The 14,171-nt window shown below is 66.9% G+C and carries 12 protein-coding genes; 7 read left to right on the plus strand and 5 right to left on the minus strand.

What is annotated here, in order from left to right; all coding sequences use genetic code 11:
* Positions 1–135: 135 nt before the first annotated feature.
* Both AAHG03_RS20395 and AAHG03_RS20400 read right to left on the minus strand, forming a co-directional pair.
* Positions 136–2,178, minus strand: coding sequence for a PAS domain-containing hybrid sensor histidine kinase/response regulator (locus AAHG03_RS20395; RefSeq protein WP_342152807.1), 2,043 nt, complete (start codon positions 2,176–2,178; stop codon positions 136–138).
* 5 nt (positions 2,179–2,183) lie between these two features.
* The gene (locus AAHG03_RS20400; RefSeq protein WP_342152808.1) at positions 2,184–3,707 is read right to left on the minus strand and encodes an ATPase domain-containing protein; all 1,524 of its coding nucleotides are present in this window, start codon (positions 3,705–3,707) and stop codon (positions 2,184–2,186) included.
* Positions 3,708–4,086: 379 nt separating this feature from the next.
* Between AAHG03_RS20400 and AAHG03_RS20405 the strand changes: the two genes are divergently transcribed.
* The 6 genes from AAHG03_RS20405 to AAHG03_RS20430 all read left to right on the plus strand — a co-directional run bounded on the left by AAHG03_RS20405 (position 4,087) and on the right by AAHG03_RS20430 (position 8,389).
* Positions 4,087–4,287, plus strand: coding sequence for a hypothetical protein (locus AAHG03_RS20405; RefSeq protein ID WP_342152809.1), 201 nt, complete (start codon positions 4,087–4,089; stop codon positions 4,285–4,287).
* 10 nt (positions 4,288–4,297) lie between these two features.
* Positions 4,298–4,864 carry a hypothetical protein gene (locus AAHG03_RS20410; protein ID WP_342152811.1) on the plus strand — a complete coding sequence of 189 codons (567 nt, stop codon included), beginning with the start codon at positions 4,298–4,300 and terminating at the stop codon, positions 4,862–4,864.
* A gap of 377 nt (positions 4,865–5,241) precedes the next feature.
* Positions 5,242–5,385 (plus strand): hypothetical protein, encoded by a 144-nt coding sequence (locus AAHG03_RS20415; RefSeq protein ID WP_342152812.1) that lies wholly within the window; start codon positions 5,242–5,244, stop codon positions 5,383–5,385.
* Between the two features lie 252 nt (positions 5,386–5,637).
* The gene (locus AAHG03_RS20420) at positions 5,638–5,970 is read left to right on the plus strand and encodes a hypothetical protein (protein WP_342152813.1); all 333 of its coding nucleotides are present in this window, start codon (positions 5,638–5,640) and stop codon (positions 5,968–5,970) included.
* A 125-nt stretch (positions 5,971–6,095) separates the two neighbouring features.
* Positions 6,096–7,130: a fatty acid desaturase gene (locus tag AAHG03_RS20425; protein WP_342152814.1), complete on the plus strand. Its 1,035-nt coding sequence runs from the start codon at positions 6,096–6,098 to the stop codon at positions 7,128–7,130.
* A gap of 449 nt (positions 7,131–7,579) precedes the next feature.
* Positions 7,580–8,389, plus strand: a complete 810-nt coding sequence (locus AAHG03_RS20430; RefSeq protein WP_342152815.1) for a transglutaminase-like domain-containing protein — start codon at positions 7,580–7,582, stop codon at positions 8,387–8,389.
* 370 nt (positions 8,390–8,759) lie between these two features.
* Here AAHG03_RS20430 and AAHG03_RS20435 read toward each other — a convergent pair whose 3' ends face one another.
* The 3 genes from AAHG03_RS20435 to AAHG03_RS20445 all read right to left on the minus strand — a co-directional run bounded on the left by AAHG03_RS20435 (position 8,760) and on the right by AAHG03_RS20445 (position 11,178).
* Positions 8,760–8,888, minus strand: coding sequence for a hypothetical protein (locus AAHG03_RS20435; RefSeq protein ID WP_342152817.1), 129 nt, complete (start codon positions 8,886–8,888; stop codon positions 8,760–8,762).
* A 47-nt stretch (positions 8,889–8,935) separates the two neighbouring features.
* Positions 8,936–9,184 carry a hypothetical protein gene (locus AAHG03_RS20440; protein WP_342152819.1) on the minus strand — a complete coding sequence of 83 codons (249 nt, stop codon included), beginning with the start codon at positions 9,182–9,184 and terminating at the stop codon, positions 8,936–8,938.
* Positions 9,185–9,741: 557 nt separating this feature from the next.
* Entirely contained in the window at positions 9,742–11,178 is a 1,437-nt protein-coding gene (locus AAHG03_RS20445) for an IS1182 family transposase (RefSeq protein WP_342152820.1), read from the minus strand.
* A gap of 205 nt (positions 11,179–11,383) precedes the next feature.
* On the opposite strand from AAHG03_RS20445, the gene AAHG03_RS20450 reads away from it, so the two are divergent.
* Entirely contained in the window at positions 11,384–14,170 is a 2,787-nt protein-coding gene (locus tag AAHG03_RS20450; RefSeq protein WP_342152822.1) for a GAF domain-containing protein, read from the plus strand.
* The last annotated feature ends 1 nt before the right edge of the window (position 14,171 follow it).

A 14,171-nucleotide genomic window follows, 5' to 3' on the forward strand; every position in this document is an offset into this window, starting at 1 on the left:
AGCGTCAGACCCTCATCGATCGCCGCTTGCGCCATCACGCGCAGGCCGCCTAACCTCTCAACCCAGATGGACCAGAGCCTCCGTTCCTGAGCAGCCCAAACCGTCTCAAATCATCTGACGACGGACACTCCACATTCAGCGTTCCGCAACCCCCATTACCAGGCGCAGGGACCGGGCGAGTTCGTCCCGGCGATAGGGCTTGTTCAGCACCGGAAGTTCGCCGCGTCCGATCATCTGGCCATCGTCGAGGTTGGCCACGTAGCCGGAGGTGAGCAGGATTTTGATGCCGGGCCGGAGCCGCTGCGCCTCGGTGGCAAGCTGGGAGCCGTTCATGCCGCCCGGCATGACGACGTCCGAAAACATGATGTCGATGCGCTCCACCCCCCTAAGGTGCTCCAGCGCCTCGGCGGCGTGACGGGCCACGATGACCCGGTAGCGCAACTCCTCCAGACTCTCGATCGCCATGCCGAGAACCTGCTCGTCGTCCTCGACCAACAAGATCGTCTCGCCCTCGCCCGCGCGACGTAAGGGGATGGCACCGACGGAACCGCCCGTCTCCTCTCCGGCCGGGTCCTCCGAGCGCGGGAAGTACAGGCTGACCGTCGTGCCCTGTCCGACCTCGGACGCGATCTGCGCGAAGCCCTTGGCGCTGCGGGTGAAGCCGTAGACCTGGGAGAGGCCGAGCCCTGTGCCTTTGCCGACTTCCTTGGTCGTGAAGAAGGGCTCGAAGATTCGGCCGAGCAGATCCTGCGGGATGCCGCTGCCGGTGTCGCGAACCGACACTGCCACGTAGGAGCCGGGCGGGACGCCCTTGTCTGCGACGTCGGTCGTGCCGAGGCGAACGTTGCGGCTCTCCACCGCGATGCGGGCCGGGCCGTCGCGGCCCTCCATCGCGTCGCGCGCATTGACAATCAGATTCAGCACCGCGGCCTCGAACTGGGCCGGATCGATGCGGATCGGGTCGAGAGCGGGGTCGAGGTCGAAGGCCAACTCGACCGCGGCGCCGGCGGCGCGCTCGGCCAACGGCTTGAAGTCGAGGAGCAGCCGGTTCGAGTTGAGCGTCTGGGGCCGCAGCATCTGCCGGCGCGAGAAGGCGAGCAGCTGCTGCGTGAGCTGCTCGCCGCGGCGGGCCGCCCCCATGGCGGCCTCGGCCAGGCGCTTCACGCGCTCGACCTGCTCGGGGCGGCGCAGCATCATGTCGAGCCCGCCGACGATGACGGTGAGCAGGTTGTTGAAATCGTGGGCCACGCCGCCGGTCAACTGCCCGATGGCCTCCATTTTCTGAGCTTGGCGCAGCGCTTCCTCAGTCAGGCGCTGATCGGTACGATCCATCAGGATGCCGGCGATGCGGAGCGCTTTGCCGGCCTCGTCTCGCTTCACTTGGCCCGACATGGCGATCCACCGGACGGTTCCGTCCGTCCGCCGGATTCGGCATTCCAAGTCGAGCCTGCCCGTCTTGGGAACGGTGGAGAAGGCCGCCTCGGCGCTAGCACGGTCTTCCTCCACGACGTGCGCGAGGAAAGCGTCCCGGTTCCAGTCTGGCCCGGTCCCCTCGTAGCCGAAGACGGCGTCGAAGCGGGGCGAGCGGCGCGACGTGCCGGCGGCGTAATCGACGTCCCACGACGCCATGCCGGCGGCCTCAAGGGCGAAGGCAAGCGTCTCGCGCGCGGCTTCGACCTCTTGCGTTCGCTCGGCCACGCGCCGCTCCAGCCCCTCGTTGGCATACCGGAGTTCCTCCTGCGCCCGTTCGCGCTCACGAAGGAAAGCCCGGGCTTGGTACTGGCGGCGGCGCGCCCGCAGGGCGGAGGATGCGGCGCTCACGAGGGTTTCGGCATTCACCGGACGCTCCAGCAGCACCACGTTGCCGAGGCGGGCGAGCAGCCGGGAGGCACTCTCGGAGCGACGCCCGGCTTGGCGGGTCGCCAGGACGATGAAGGGGAAGTCCGACCAGGCCGGCTGCGCATCGAGCCATGCGAACAGTGCCTCCGGCGCCGCTTCGCTCAGAGTCTCTTCGGTCACGAGGGCAGCGCCCGCGCCCGCCTCCAGGCCGGCGAGCCACATCTGCAGGTCCGGGCATACGGCGGCAGACGTTCCGGCACGGGCGAGAACCTGTTCGACAACCGCGCCATCGCGCCCTCGCGGCGCAAGGATCAGGACGCGCTCCTCGTCGGGGGCCAAGGCGATCACCGCTCCCCGTCCCGGGCCGAGGCCTCGCCCGCGAGCATCGCCACCCGGCCGCGATAGGCGGGCAGTCCCGAGAGCACGCCCTCGAAATCGTCGAGCGCCTCGCCGACCTGCAATCCCCGCGACGAGAACTTCAACTCGCGGATGGTGCGCTCATGCGCGTTGACCCGGCTTTTCACCACCGAGAGAGCGCCACGGACCTGCCCCTTGGCCTCAAAGAAGCGGAAAAGCAGGATCGAGTCGCTGAGATAGCTCAGGTCGACATCAGTGCGGACCTCGCCGACGACGCCGTGCTGACCCAGGACCAGCAGCGTGGTGACGCCCTGCTGGTTCAGGTAACTCAGGAGTTCGTGCATCTGCAGGATCAGGAACTCTTCGCCCGGCATCGCGTGAAGATAGGCGTTCAGACTGTCGACGACGACGAAGGTCGAACCGCGCTCCTCGACGGCCTCGCGAGCCATGCTGGCGAACTCGCCCGGCGAGAGTTCCGCCGGGTCGATCGGCGTGATCGTGAGCAAGCCCGACCGCATGTGCGGACTCAGGTCCATGCCGAGATTCGCGGAGCGCGTCAGCAGGGTCGCGAGCCCCTCGTCGAACAGATAGTAGGTCGCAGCCTCGCCGCGCTCCAGGGCGGCCAGCATGCAGCGGATGGCCGTCGTGGTCTTGCCGATGCCGGAGGGCCCGAGCAACAGCATGTTGGTGCCCGGCACGAGGCCGCCGCCGAGCAGCAGGTCGAGCTCGGCCGAACCAGTCGATTTCCCTGTCGGATCGAAGGTGGAGCGGTGCTCAGCCGCGATCAGGCGCGGGAACACCCGGATACCGCCCGTCTCCAACACGAAGTCGTGGTAGCCGCCGCGGAACTTTATGCCGCGCATCTTGACGATGCGAAGGCGCCGCCGCTCAGGGCCGTACTCGCGCGGCGCTTGGTCGAGGGACACCACACCGTGGGCGATGCTGTGGAGTTGCACGTCTCCCGTCTCGGACGTCTTGTCGTCGAGCATTAGTACGGTACAGGCGCGCTTGGCGAAGAAGCGCTTCAGGGCCAGAATCTGGCGCCGGTAGCGCAGCGGGTTCTGGGCAAGCAGCCGCAGTTCCGACAGACTGTCGAACACCACCCGGTCGGGCTTGAGGTCTTCAACGCGGGCGATGACCTCCTTGACGGTCTCGCCGAGCTCGATCTCGGAAGGGTGCAGGATCGACTGCTCACTGTCCGGGTTGAGGCCCATCTCGTCGATGAGCTCGTAGACGTCGATGCCGTCGAGGGTCCAGCCGTGGGTCGCGGCCGCTGCCCGAAGCTCGTCGGTCGTCTCCGAGAGCGTGACGTAGAGGACCCGTTCGCCGCGCTCCACCCCTTGTCTGAGGAACTGAACCGCCATCGTCGTCTTGCCTGTCCCGGGCGTGCCCTCCAGCAGGTAGAGCCGGCTTGGGGTCAGGCCGCCGCACAGGACGTTGTCCAGCCCAGGCACCCCGGTCGAGATCCGAAGCGCCTCACCGGTCCGGGGGCTCGTCTCAGGCTCGGTCATCGGCTTGGTCAAGCTCCGTGGCGGGAAGGAGGGCTCCGGCGGGCCGGTAAGTCGGAGTGCCTTACGAAACGCCTGTTGCCGCCGATTTCCAATCCGAACTCGACGGCGGGCCGGGAGTTTCGTGACAGACACTTAGCGTCATGTCCGATCCTTGTCAGGGCATGTGACAAGGCATCATGGGGACAGGCCAGTACGGAAATCGTGGGAAGGCCACGAAGAAGCTCTCGACCGGTACGGTGGAGAGAGAAAGTCGTGCCGACCGATCGTTTTCGCCTGTATGAGAAAGAAGAAACGGGCTTCTGCCTGAACCGAACACGATCTGTGGGATTAACAATGTTCAAGCAGCCCGGAACGGCTGCCTCTCACATCCCGGCAGGCCATGTCCGAAGTCGTACCCGCCTGCTTCGAGTCGGCCGCCAATCCGCACGTTCGTGACCTCGGCTCGGCCTACGATGCCGTCCTGCACGGGGTCGCGGGCAAGCTGGCCGACTTGTTTCCGCCCATCCACAATTCCCAGCGGTCCGAGATCGAGACTCGGGATCAGGTGAGGGACGAGGCTCGTGAAGAGGTGGTGGCCTGAAGCCCCGTCCATGTCGCAAGCCCTCGTTCCGGATCGTACCTGCGGTTCCTGCACCGTCTGTTGCCATGTTCTCGAAGTGAAGACCCTGGCCAAGCCAGCCGGCGTCCTGTGCGAACACAGCACCGGCACGGCCTGCGGCATCTACCGTGATCGCCCGTCGGCCTGCGCCACGTGGCACTGCCTCTGGCGCAAGATCGGTGCGTTGCCGGACGCGCTGAGACCGGATCGGGCCGGCGTGATGCTCTCCCTCGAGACGGACCCGGCAGCGGACGACCCCTTCCTGCGCGCCCGCATCGTGTGCCGGGCGGTGCACACCCCCGAGGCTCTCGAACGGTGGGAGGCGATCGAGGCCGTCGCGATGTTCGCCCGGGAGGGTTCGCTTCCGGTGTGGACCGCCTTCGGGCCGACGGCTTCCCTGATCTACCCGGACGCGGAGCAGGCGGACCGTCCGCGAAGCGCCATCGGGGGAAGGGTGGAGCACCCGCTGGGCGATCCACTCCACGGGCCGGAGGCTGCGGCTTGGAGGCAAAGGCTCGGCTATGCGCCCGAGGGAGCGGATCGTCCGCAAGACCGTTAGCTGCTGGATGGCGTGAAACGCTCGCCCGGCAGGGGAGGCGCGTCGATACGATCGGCACGATGACGCGGCGCACGGGAACCGAGGGCTGTGACGTCATCCAGCCCGAGGCGAGCCTATCTCCGCAGTCGAGATCGCCGCCTGCGCGACCTCGCCGACGGCCACAAAATCCCGTAGGAGATGGTTGTCGATCGGCGCCGCGGCAAAACCTCGGCAAGGAACCTGAAGATCGGCTAGACGATCGTTCGTGCCGGTCGCCAACGACGCGGCCGGCGCGCGCACGACGGACGATCCCACTGCATCATCCTGTGCCTTGGGCAGCGGAACAGAGGCCCAACATGGCAGGATCGAACTCGAATGGTCGCTCGGCGACCATGTCCATGGCCGACTTCAACGAGCGGGCGAAGCGCGCGGTCGCCACGACGCCGGCGATCGAGAAACCGCCGGAGAAGCGACGCAACGCACCGCGGCCGAGCAAGCCCCCGGTTGCCGAGAAGCCCGAAGCCGAAGCCGAGACCGAATAAGCCTGCTGCGCAGAGCCTTGTTTGAGGCGCAGGCAACGCCCATCGACGTGAAGTCGCACCCCAACGCCACTGGCTCACACCGGATCGGTCGTCATCCCTGGGGGCGACACCGCTCACGGACTGCGCTCGGCGATGTGGGCCTGGCCCCATGCGCGTGAGAATTCGGGCCGCTCCGCGCTGCACCGCGATCACGGCCTCGTCGTGGAGCAAGGCTTCGGCTGTGGCGTCGCGATTTCGGCTGGAGAACATGCCATGAAGCGTCCCCGCACCACCGGCCACCTCGCCGTGCCGTTGCCTGAAAGCGTCCTTCCCACCCGCCCGCTCGGGCAGGAGGCGGCGGTCGTTGGAACCGTGGCGGCGCTCCTCGCCCTCATCGCCGCCGTCGAGACACAGCCCGTGGGCCCAGCCACCAAGGCGTACCGGGCCGCCATCCGCCGAAAAGGCGAGGAGGCTGCCGCCGCTGGCGGAAGCGGGGCTCTGGAGGCCGTGCGCCACCAAATCTGTGCCACGGCACCCGACCGCGCCGAGCGCCGCGAGCGGATTCTGGCGGAGGCCTGGGCGGGCTTGGTCGAGGTGTCGCCCTGACCGGTTGCCAAAGCACGTCCCCACCGCATGCGGGTCTTCCCGCCCACAGCGCTCGACAGACAGGATCGCTCATCATCGTGACTCATGCGCAAGCGTCCCCGAACCCATCCGCGTCGCACGGCCTCGTGGACGAAGCATCACGGACCGATGAGACCACGCTCGCGCGGGAGGTCGCCCGCCACTGCGCCGCATTCCGCGAGCCGATCACCCGGCTGGCTGTTCGCCAGATCGCCGACACGCTGCTGCCGTATCTCGCCCTCTGCGCCCTGATGCTCGGCATGGCGGCGAACGGCTATGCGCTTCTCACCCTGCCGCTCGCCGTGCCGGCGGGCGGCCTCCTGGTCAGGCTCTTCATCATTCAGCACGATTGCGGGCACGGCTCGTTCCTGACCTCACGCCGCCGCAACGACTGGCTCGGCCGCGCCTTGAGCCTTCTCACGGTGACGCCCTACGACAGTTGGAAGCGGGCGCACGCCCTGCATCATGCCTCCACCGGCGATCTCAGCCGCCGCGGCACGGGCGATATCCATACCTTGACCGTGCGCGAATACCTGACCCTGACGCGCTGGGGCCAGTTGCGCTATCGCTTCTACCGCAACCCGCTCATCCTGATCCTGCTCGGCTCGCCGATCAATTTTCTCGTGCTGCAGCGGTTGCCTTCTGGGGTCGGGCTCCCCTGGCGGACGGCGTGGCGCGACGTGCTGGCGCTCGACGGCGCCCTCCTCGCCACCCTGGCGCTGCTGGCGCTCGCGGTCGGCGGCCTCGCTCCGGTGCTGTGGGTGGTGTTGCCGGTGATCAGCGTCGCCGCCTGGATCGGGGGCTGGCTGTTCTACGTCCAGCACCAGTACGAGGAGACCGTGTGGGAGGAAGCGGACGCCTGGGATTTCCACCGCGCCGCTCTCGGCGGCAGTTCGTACTACGTCCTACCGTGGATCTTGCAGTGGTTCACCGGCAATGTCGGCCTGCACCACGTCCACCATCTCAACAGCCGCATCCCGAACTACCGCCTGCAGGAATGCCTGGACGGTCATGAGATGCTCGGGCGGGTGGGCCGCCTCACGCTGCGCGACAGCCTTCGCTGCCTCAGGCTGGCGCTGTGGGATGAGGAGACACGCAAGATGGTCGGCTTTGCAGGCGCGAACAGGGTCCTGACGGCCTGAACCGGGCTGCGACCGCGTCGATCGGACTTCGATGCGCCGGTCCTTTCTGATGGTCGATGGCAGACGGTCGGATCATCTCGTCGTCCTGCACGTTCGCTCAACAGCCCCGTCTCGTCAGGAAGAGCGAATATGACGCCGAACCGCCTGACTGAAACCGAGGCTACCTTGACGGTCACGGATCGCGCTTGGCGCGCCGAAATGATCCGCGCTTATGGGCCTGACGCCGTGTTGCGCCACGGCTTCCAACCAAGCGCGAGCGGTGTGGCTGGAACGCGCCTACGCGAAACCTACGATGCACGGCGGCGCGCGGTGAAGGAATGGCGCGACGAGCGGCACCCTCGCGCCTGAGATTCCGTGCGGGATGCCGTACGAGCGCAACTTGCTTCTACTTGAGATAAGATTTTCAGCTCTCAGCATCTCGATGAATCATGACTCGGTCGGAGAAATAAATGCGCATTCTGATCGGCTGCGAAATGATCTACGAGTTCCCGCAAGATACACCGGTCATTGCGCTGCTCAACGTCCATTTCTCCCGGTTCTCCGATCTCGAACGGCCGGACAATCTCCTGACCTCGCCCTCCGTGGCATTGGAAGGCTACCGCGACAGCTTCGGCAACTGGTGTAGTCGCATGATCGCACCGTCGGGTCGGTTCACGCTCCGAACCGACACGGTCGTGCGCGACGACGGTCTGTGGGACCCCGCCGTACGGGGGTCGCAGGAAACGCCGGTCGAACGCCTCCCGTCCGATGTCCTGATGTTCCTGCTGGGCAGCCGCTATTGCGAGACCGATCGCCTGTCGCAAACCGCCTGGAACCTGTTCGGACATTTGCCCTCAGGCTGGTTCCGGGTGCAGGCCATCTGCGACTATGTGCATGACCGTATCGCCTTCGGATACGAACACTCGCGGCCGACCCGGACCGCCGCCGATGCATTCGAGGAGCAACGCGGCGTCTGTCGCGATTACGCGCACCTGGCGATCACGTTCTGCCGCTGCCTGAACATTCCAGCCCGCTATTGCACCGGCTATGTCAGCGACATCGGTCTGCCGCTGCCGCATGCGCCCGGCGACTTCGCCGCGTGGATGGAAGTTTACCTGTCAGGCGCGTGGCACGTCTTCGATCCACGCAACAACAGCCCGCGCATAGGCCGCATCCTGATCGCGTACGGGCGCGACGCGGCTGACGTTCCATTGACCCTTACATTCGGCATCAACACGCTCACAGGCTTCCGCGTCACGACCGAAGAAGTCGTTGATTGACCCGTTGCATGCCAAAAGGCGACGGTTAGCCGAACAGGGAGACGCCTGTCGAGGCATTCGCCCCGATTGACCGCTTGCTGCGACCAAGACCGCACTTCTTCAGGATCAGAAATACGGCTGCTCGACCCGAATGAGGCGGATGGTTGCCCCCTCCCGCCCTCAGCGAAGACGACAGTGTCGATCGCTGGGGTCCAGCATCGAGCAGCCTAGCCACATGCCTCGGCTTCTGAAACAAGCAGCGCAGCATGCGGATACGAATGCGAGAATCGACTTAAGACCGTATCCGGTCACGTTGTGCCGGGATGCATTGCACGGTCATCGCTTTGTTTCCCCTCCTTGCGAAGGGGCAACGAGCCTCTCGGAATACGACCTAACGACTGGCCGACCGTACTGCGGCGGAGACCGCGTCCTTGGTGGAGGGCGCAGCCGCGATGACCTTGGCGACCGTCTTCTTCGGCTTCTTCGTCTCGCGGTTGCCGCGCTTCTTCTCGTTGGCCATGTGGATGACTCCTCGTTGAATCGTGTCGGGACGGCACGCGCAATCGCTCAGTGACGGGCCTCGATCGAGGCCGCCATCGGGAGGTTGCCCGGCCAGTAGCGGGCGATGAAGCGGGTCCGGTCCCACAACTCGAGTGGACGATCATCCAGCAACATCAGGGCGAGCGCCTTGGCCTCGGTGTCGGACCGGGCCCGAAGCGTGCGTCCGTCTCCCTCGCGGCCCGCCCGCCCGACATCGTAGAGCCGGTATGCGGACGAGTGGCCGATATGGTCTTGCAACTGGATAATATTCGTCATGATTCCCACCGGTTCGATCCAGGCGGGGACATCATGTGCCCTCAGCCACCGGAGCCTGAAGATCGATCTTCCGATGGTGACGCGACTTTGCGCCTTTCGAACGCAGAAAGATAGCCCGTTCGACGGTGCGAACATCTTGCCGTCCAGGCGGCCCGCCGCAGGCTTGAGTTCCTAGAGCTGTTGCCGACCGTGCGGAGGCAATCAGGGTTTCCTCGGTGCGCGTGATCTGATTCCCTGTCTGCGATCGACAGGAGGGCTGAAGGCATCATCGTTGTCGTCGGATCTGCGCGGCCGTGTCGTGAAGGCCGTCCCGGAGCGGCCGCGCGCCGTCAGGCGGCGGTGCAGTTCGGGGTCGGTGTCGCCAGCACCATTGGCTGGCAGACGAGCTTCGAGCAGAGGGCCGGTGTCGGATCAGGCCGACATCTGACACTCTTCGCGGCGGCCCCTTTGGCCGTCGCACGGACCTCCCATCCATCCGCGAAGGGTGGAGGCTGTGTGAGAACGCGGTTGGGAGTGTCGGCGCGGATTGGTGACGGGGGGCGAGGTGCCGCGTGCCCTCACGCCCGCAGGGCGGTGAGGAGAGGCCCGGTTCCGAGGATCACCATGACCCGCTTCAGATTGTAGGCCAGGATCTGCAGGCTCATCTCGGTGGCCACGTTTCTCAACCGTCGCATCCGGAAGTGCGTCGCACCCATCCAGCCTTTGAGCGTCCCGAACACGTGCTCGACCGTCTGGCGCCGCGTGCGCATCGCATGAGGATCCGCGTCGAGCCGGCGCTGTACGGCTTCCAGGACAGCCTCGTGCTCCCACCGCGTCACCCGCCGCTCCTTGGCCGGCGTGCAGCGTGCCTTGATCGCGCAGTCGTGGCAGGCCGTCGTCCAGTAGCGGCGTAGCGTCAGTCCGCCCTCCACGTTCGTGTAACGGTAGGAGAGCCGCTCGCCGGCCGGACACCGGTAGGCATCCGCCTCTGGCTCGTAGACGAAGTCTTGTTTGCCGAAGCGCCCCTCCGCCTTGGCGCCCGAGGTCAGCGGCTTGGGCAGCGTCACCGCGATGCCGGCCTGCTCGCAGGCCAGGATCTCCTCGCCCGAGAAGTAGCCCCGGTCGGCCAGCACGCTGAGCCCTTCATGCCCGGTCGCCACCTGGCCCTGGCGGCTCATGTGCGCCAGCTGGGTGCGGTCGTGCCCGACGTTGGTCACGTCATGCGCGACGATCAGATGATGCTCGGTGTCGACGACCGCCTGCACGTTATAGCCGACCATCCCCGTGCCCTTACCGCTCGTGGCCATCGCCCGCGCGTCCGGGTCTGTCAGCGAGATCTGCCGGTCGGGGGCAGCCTCGACGAGCGTCTCCATCGCCTGCAACTCGCGCATTCGCGTCCGCAGGGCGTCCAGACGCTCGGCGATGCGCACCTTGCGCACGCGCGCGACCTCGTCTTCCTGGCGGTCGGCGGTGTCGAGGGCGGCGAGATAGCGTGCGATGCTCGCCTCGATCTGCTCGATGCGGCGCCGGACCGCGGCTGGGGTGAAGTTGCGATCACGGGCGTTCACCGCTTTGAAGCGGCTGCCGTCCAGCGCCACGACACCACCGGCCAGGAGGCCGAGTTGGCGACACAGCACCACGAACTGGCGGCAGGCGGCTTGGATCGCAGGACCGTTGTCGCGCCGGAAGTCGGCGATGGTCTTGAAGTCCGGGGCAAGGCGGCCAGTCAGCCACATCAGCTCGACGTTGCGGCCGGCCTCGCGCTCCAGGCGGCGGCTGGAGGCGACTTGGTGGAGATAGCCGTAGAGGTAGATCTTCAGCAGCGTCGCGGGATGGTAGCCGGGCCGGCCCGTCGTGGCCGGCACCACGCCGTCAAAACCCAGAGCCGCGAGATCGAGTTCGTCGACGAATGCATCGACGACGCGCACCGGATTGTCCTCGGATACGTAATCGTCCAGCCGGTTCGGCAGAAGCGTAACTTGATGGCGATCAGCACCACAAACAAAACGCGCCATAGCCGCCTCCGCCGTCCCGCAGAGACTATCAGAACAGCAGCGTTTTCACACAGCCTCGGTGGGTAGCAGGCTTCGACGCCGAGCTCACATGCGGACGTTCTGCTTCCGATCTTTTTCCTACCTGCGCGTCAGCAATCACTAGCTGTCGGCTCCGCTTCCTGTAAAAAGCCTGCGTGGGTGTCACAAAGCCCCGCCGACCCTTGCCATGAACACCCTGATCCCTGACTGGACCGTCTGCCAGCCCGACCGCCTCGCGGCGCTTGATGCGCTGGCGGTCCTCGACACCGCGGCCGAGCCCGGCTTCGACGACGTGGTGCGTCTCGCGACCCGGTTGTGCGACGTGCCGGTCGCGCTCGTCAGCTTGGTGAGCGCCGACCGGCAGTGGTTCAAAGCTCGGATCGGTTTCCCCGCAAGCGAAACTGATCTCGACCGCTCGGTCTGCAAGTTCGCGCTGTCGGCTTCCGATCTCCTCACGATCCCGGATCTCACCGCGGATCCGCGCACGGCCGACAACCCGCTGGTGACCGGCGAACCCCATATCCGCTTCTACGTCGGTGCGCCGCTGCGCCTTGAAAGCGGTCTCGTGGTCGGCTCGCTCTGCGTCATCGACACCGTACCGCGCCCCGAGGGGCTGACCCCCGAGCAGGCCGACGATCTGCGCGCTCTGGCCCGGCAGGTCGTGGCACAACTGGAGTTGCGCGGTGCGTTGCGCACGCGGGACGCCGCGATCGCGGCGGAGATACGCCTTGTCGGCGACGTGCGACGGAGCGAAGCCCGCTACCGCTCGCTGTTCGAGAAGCTCGATACCGGCTTCTGCGTCATCGAGATGCGCTTCCACGATGCGCCCGGCGGGCCCGTGGCGGCCGATTACCGCTTCTTGGAGGTCAATCCGGCCTTCGTCGAGCAGACGGGTCTCGTCGACGCCGCCGGGCGCTGGATACGCGACCTCGCGCCCGATCATGAGCAGCACTGGTTCGACCTCTACGGCCACGTCGCCCTCACCGGCGAGGCGGTCCGCTTCGAGAACGCCGCCGCATCCCTCGACCGTTGGTACGACGTCCAGGCTTTTCGTGTCGGCGAGCCGGAGGAGCGGCGCGTCGCCATCCTGTTCAACGACATCTCGGCCCGGCGCGCGGCCGAGGTGGCGCTCCAGGCGAGCGACTCGCGCTCGCGATTGGCTCAGGAGGCCGGACAGGTCGGCACCTTCGAGCTCGACGTCGCGAGCGGCGACATCGTGGTCTCGGCGGAATATTGCCGTCTGCACGGCTTGCCCGTCGCGCCCGTCTACCCGCTGGCCGTGGTTACGGACGCGATCCTTACGGAGGATCGCGCCAAGCTCTCTACCGCCGCATCGCGCGCCGACGGCAGCGCGGCCGAGCCCATCCAGTACCGCATCCGACGTGTGGATGACGGGTCGCTGCGCTGGATCACCCGGCAATGGCAGCCGACCCGCGACGAGGCGGGCACCATCGTCCGCTGGTTTGGCACGGTCCGCGACGTCACCGAGCGGCACATCACCCAGGAGACACTCCGCATTAGCGAGGAGCGGCTGAGCCTCGCCTTCGAGGCGTCGGGCTCGCTCGGTTGGTGGGACTGGGACATTCGGAACGACCGGTTGTACGCGGGCGAGCATTTCGCCCGGATGTACGGCGTCGATCCCGATCTGGCGGCTGGGGGCGCACCGCTGGATGCCTTCGTCGAGGGCATCCACCCCGACGACCGGGACTGGGTGGGAGATCGCATCCGGCAGGCCGTCGCGACGGCTGGCGAGTTCGCTGAGGAGTACCGCCTGCTCGCGAGCGATGGAACGGTGACTTGGATCTTCGCGCGCGGGCGCTGCTACCACGATGCCGAAGGCCAACCCCTGCGTTATCCCGGCGTCGCCACAGACATTACGGAGGCCAAGTACGCGGACCTGCGCCAGGGCGCGCTCCTCCGGCTCGGCGACCGCCTGCGCGACCTCGACACCGTGGCTGCCCTCGTCCAGGCCGCGGCCGAGATCATGGCGGAAATCCTCGGTGCCTCGCGGGCCGGCTACGGCTTGGTGGAACCGCTTGAAGAGATCCTCGACATCCCCACCGACTGGTGCGCGCCGGGAGTCGGCTCCATTGCCGGACGGCACGGGTTCCGCGACTACGGCAGCCATATCGACGACCTCAAGCGCGGGGAGATCGTCCTCATCGACGATGTCGAGCGCGACCCGCGCAGCCGGGCGACGGCGGACAAATTCCTCGCCATCGGCATCCGCACGCTGATCAACGTTCCGGTGATGGAACGGGCTCGCCTCGTCGGCCTCGGGTTCGTTCATTACGCGCAAGGCCGCAACTTCCGACCCGACGAACTCGCCTTCGTCCGAACGGTGACCGACCGCGTGCAGGTGGCGGTGGCGCGCGTTCAGGCCGAGCAGCAGCGCGTGCTCCTCAACGGCGAGCTGTCGCACCGGCTCAAGAACACGCTGGCGATGGTCCAGGGCATCGCGGGACAGACCTTGCGGGGGGTGCCCGATCAGGCACCGATCCGGGCCTTCACCGAGCGTCTGATCGCCCTGTCGCGGGCTCACGACGTCCTGATGCAGGACAGTTGGGCTGCGGCCCCGTTCCTGTCGGTCGTCGAGAAGGTTCTGGCCTTGCAGACGTCCCTCGACCGCTTCCGGATCAAGGGGCCCAGCCTCGCTCTCGCGCCGCAGGCGACCCTGTCGCTCTCCCTGCTCCTGCACGAGTTGACCACCAACGCCATCAAGTACGGCGCGCTCTCGGTCGAGGGCGGCATGGTGCATGTGGCGTGGCGTGTCGAAGAAGGGGCGGAGAGTACGGTCGTGCTGGAATGGCGGGAGCGCGGCGGGCCGCCCGCCGTCGCTCCGGCGCGGCGCGGCTTCGGGGCGCGGTTGATCCTGACCGGCCTCGTGGGGACACGCGACACACGTCTGGATTATTCGGACACGGGGCTAGACGCGGAATTCCGCGCGCCCATCTCCCAGGTGGTAGCGTTGTGAT

The sequence above is a fragment of the Methylorubrum subtropicum genome (assembly GCF_038442325.1).
GTDB lineage: Bacteria > Pseudomonadota > Alphaproteobacteria > Rhizobiales > Beijerinckiaceae > Methylobacterium > Methylobacterium subtropicum.

What these genes read in the sequence shown, in the direction of transcription:
- AAHG03_RS20400 (WP_342152808.1), bottom strand. Translation starts at nt 3,707, where the DNA reads ATGACCGAGCCTGAGACGAGCCCCCGGACCGGTGAGGCGCTTCGGATC.
- AAHG03_RS20405 (WP_342152809.1), top strand. Translation starts at nt 4,087, where the DNA reads ATGTCCGAAGTCGTACCCGCCTGCTTCGAGTCGGCCGCCAATCCGCAC.
- AAHG03_RS20410 (WP_342152811.1), top strand. Translation starts at nt 4,298, where the DNA reads ATGTCGCAAGCCCTCGTTCCGGATCGTACCTGCGGTTCCTGCACCGTC.
- AAHG03_RS20415 (WP_342152812.1), top strand. Translation starts at nt 5,242, where the DNA reads ATGGCCGACTTCAACGAGCGGGCGAAGCGCGCGGTCGCCACGACGCCG.
- AAHG03_RS20420 (WP_342152813.1), top strand. Translation starts at nt 5,638, where the DNA reads ATGAAGCGTCCCCGCACCACCGGCCACCTCGCCGTGCCGTTGCCTGAA.
- AAHG03_RS20430 (WP_342152815.1), top strand. Translation starts at nt 7,580, where the DNA reads ATGCGCATTCTGATCGGCTGCGAAATGATCTACGAGTTCCCGCAAGAT.
- AAHG03_RS20435 (WP_342152817.1), bottom strand. Translation starts at nt 8,888, where the DNA reads ATGGCCAACGAGAAGAAGCGCGGCAACCGCGAGACGAAGAAGCCGAAG.
- AAHG03_RS20440 (WP_342152819.1), bottom strand. Translation starts at nt 9,184, where the DNA reads ATGACGAATATTATCCAGTTGCAAGACCATATCGGCCACTCGTCCGCA.
- AAHG03_RS20445 (WP_342152820.1), bottom strand. Translation starts at nt 11,178, where the DNA reads ATGGCGCGTTTTGTTTGTGGTGCTGATCGCCATCAAGTTACGCTTCTG.
- AAHG03_RS20450 (WP_342152822.1), top strand. Translation starts at nt 11,384, where the DNA reads ATGAACACCCTGATCCCTGACTGGACCGTCTGCCAGCCCGACCGCCTC.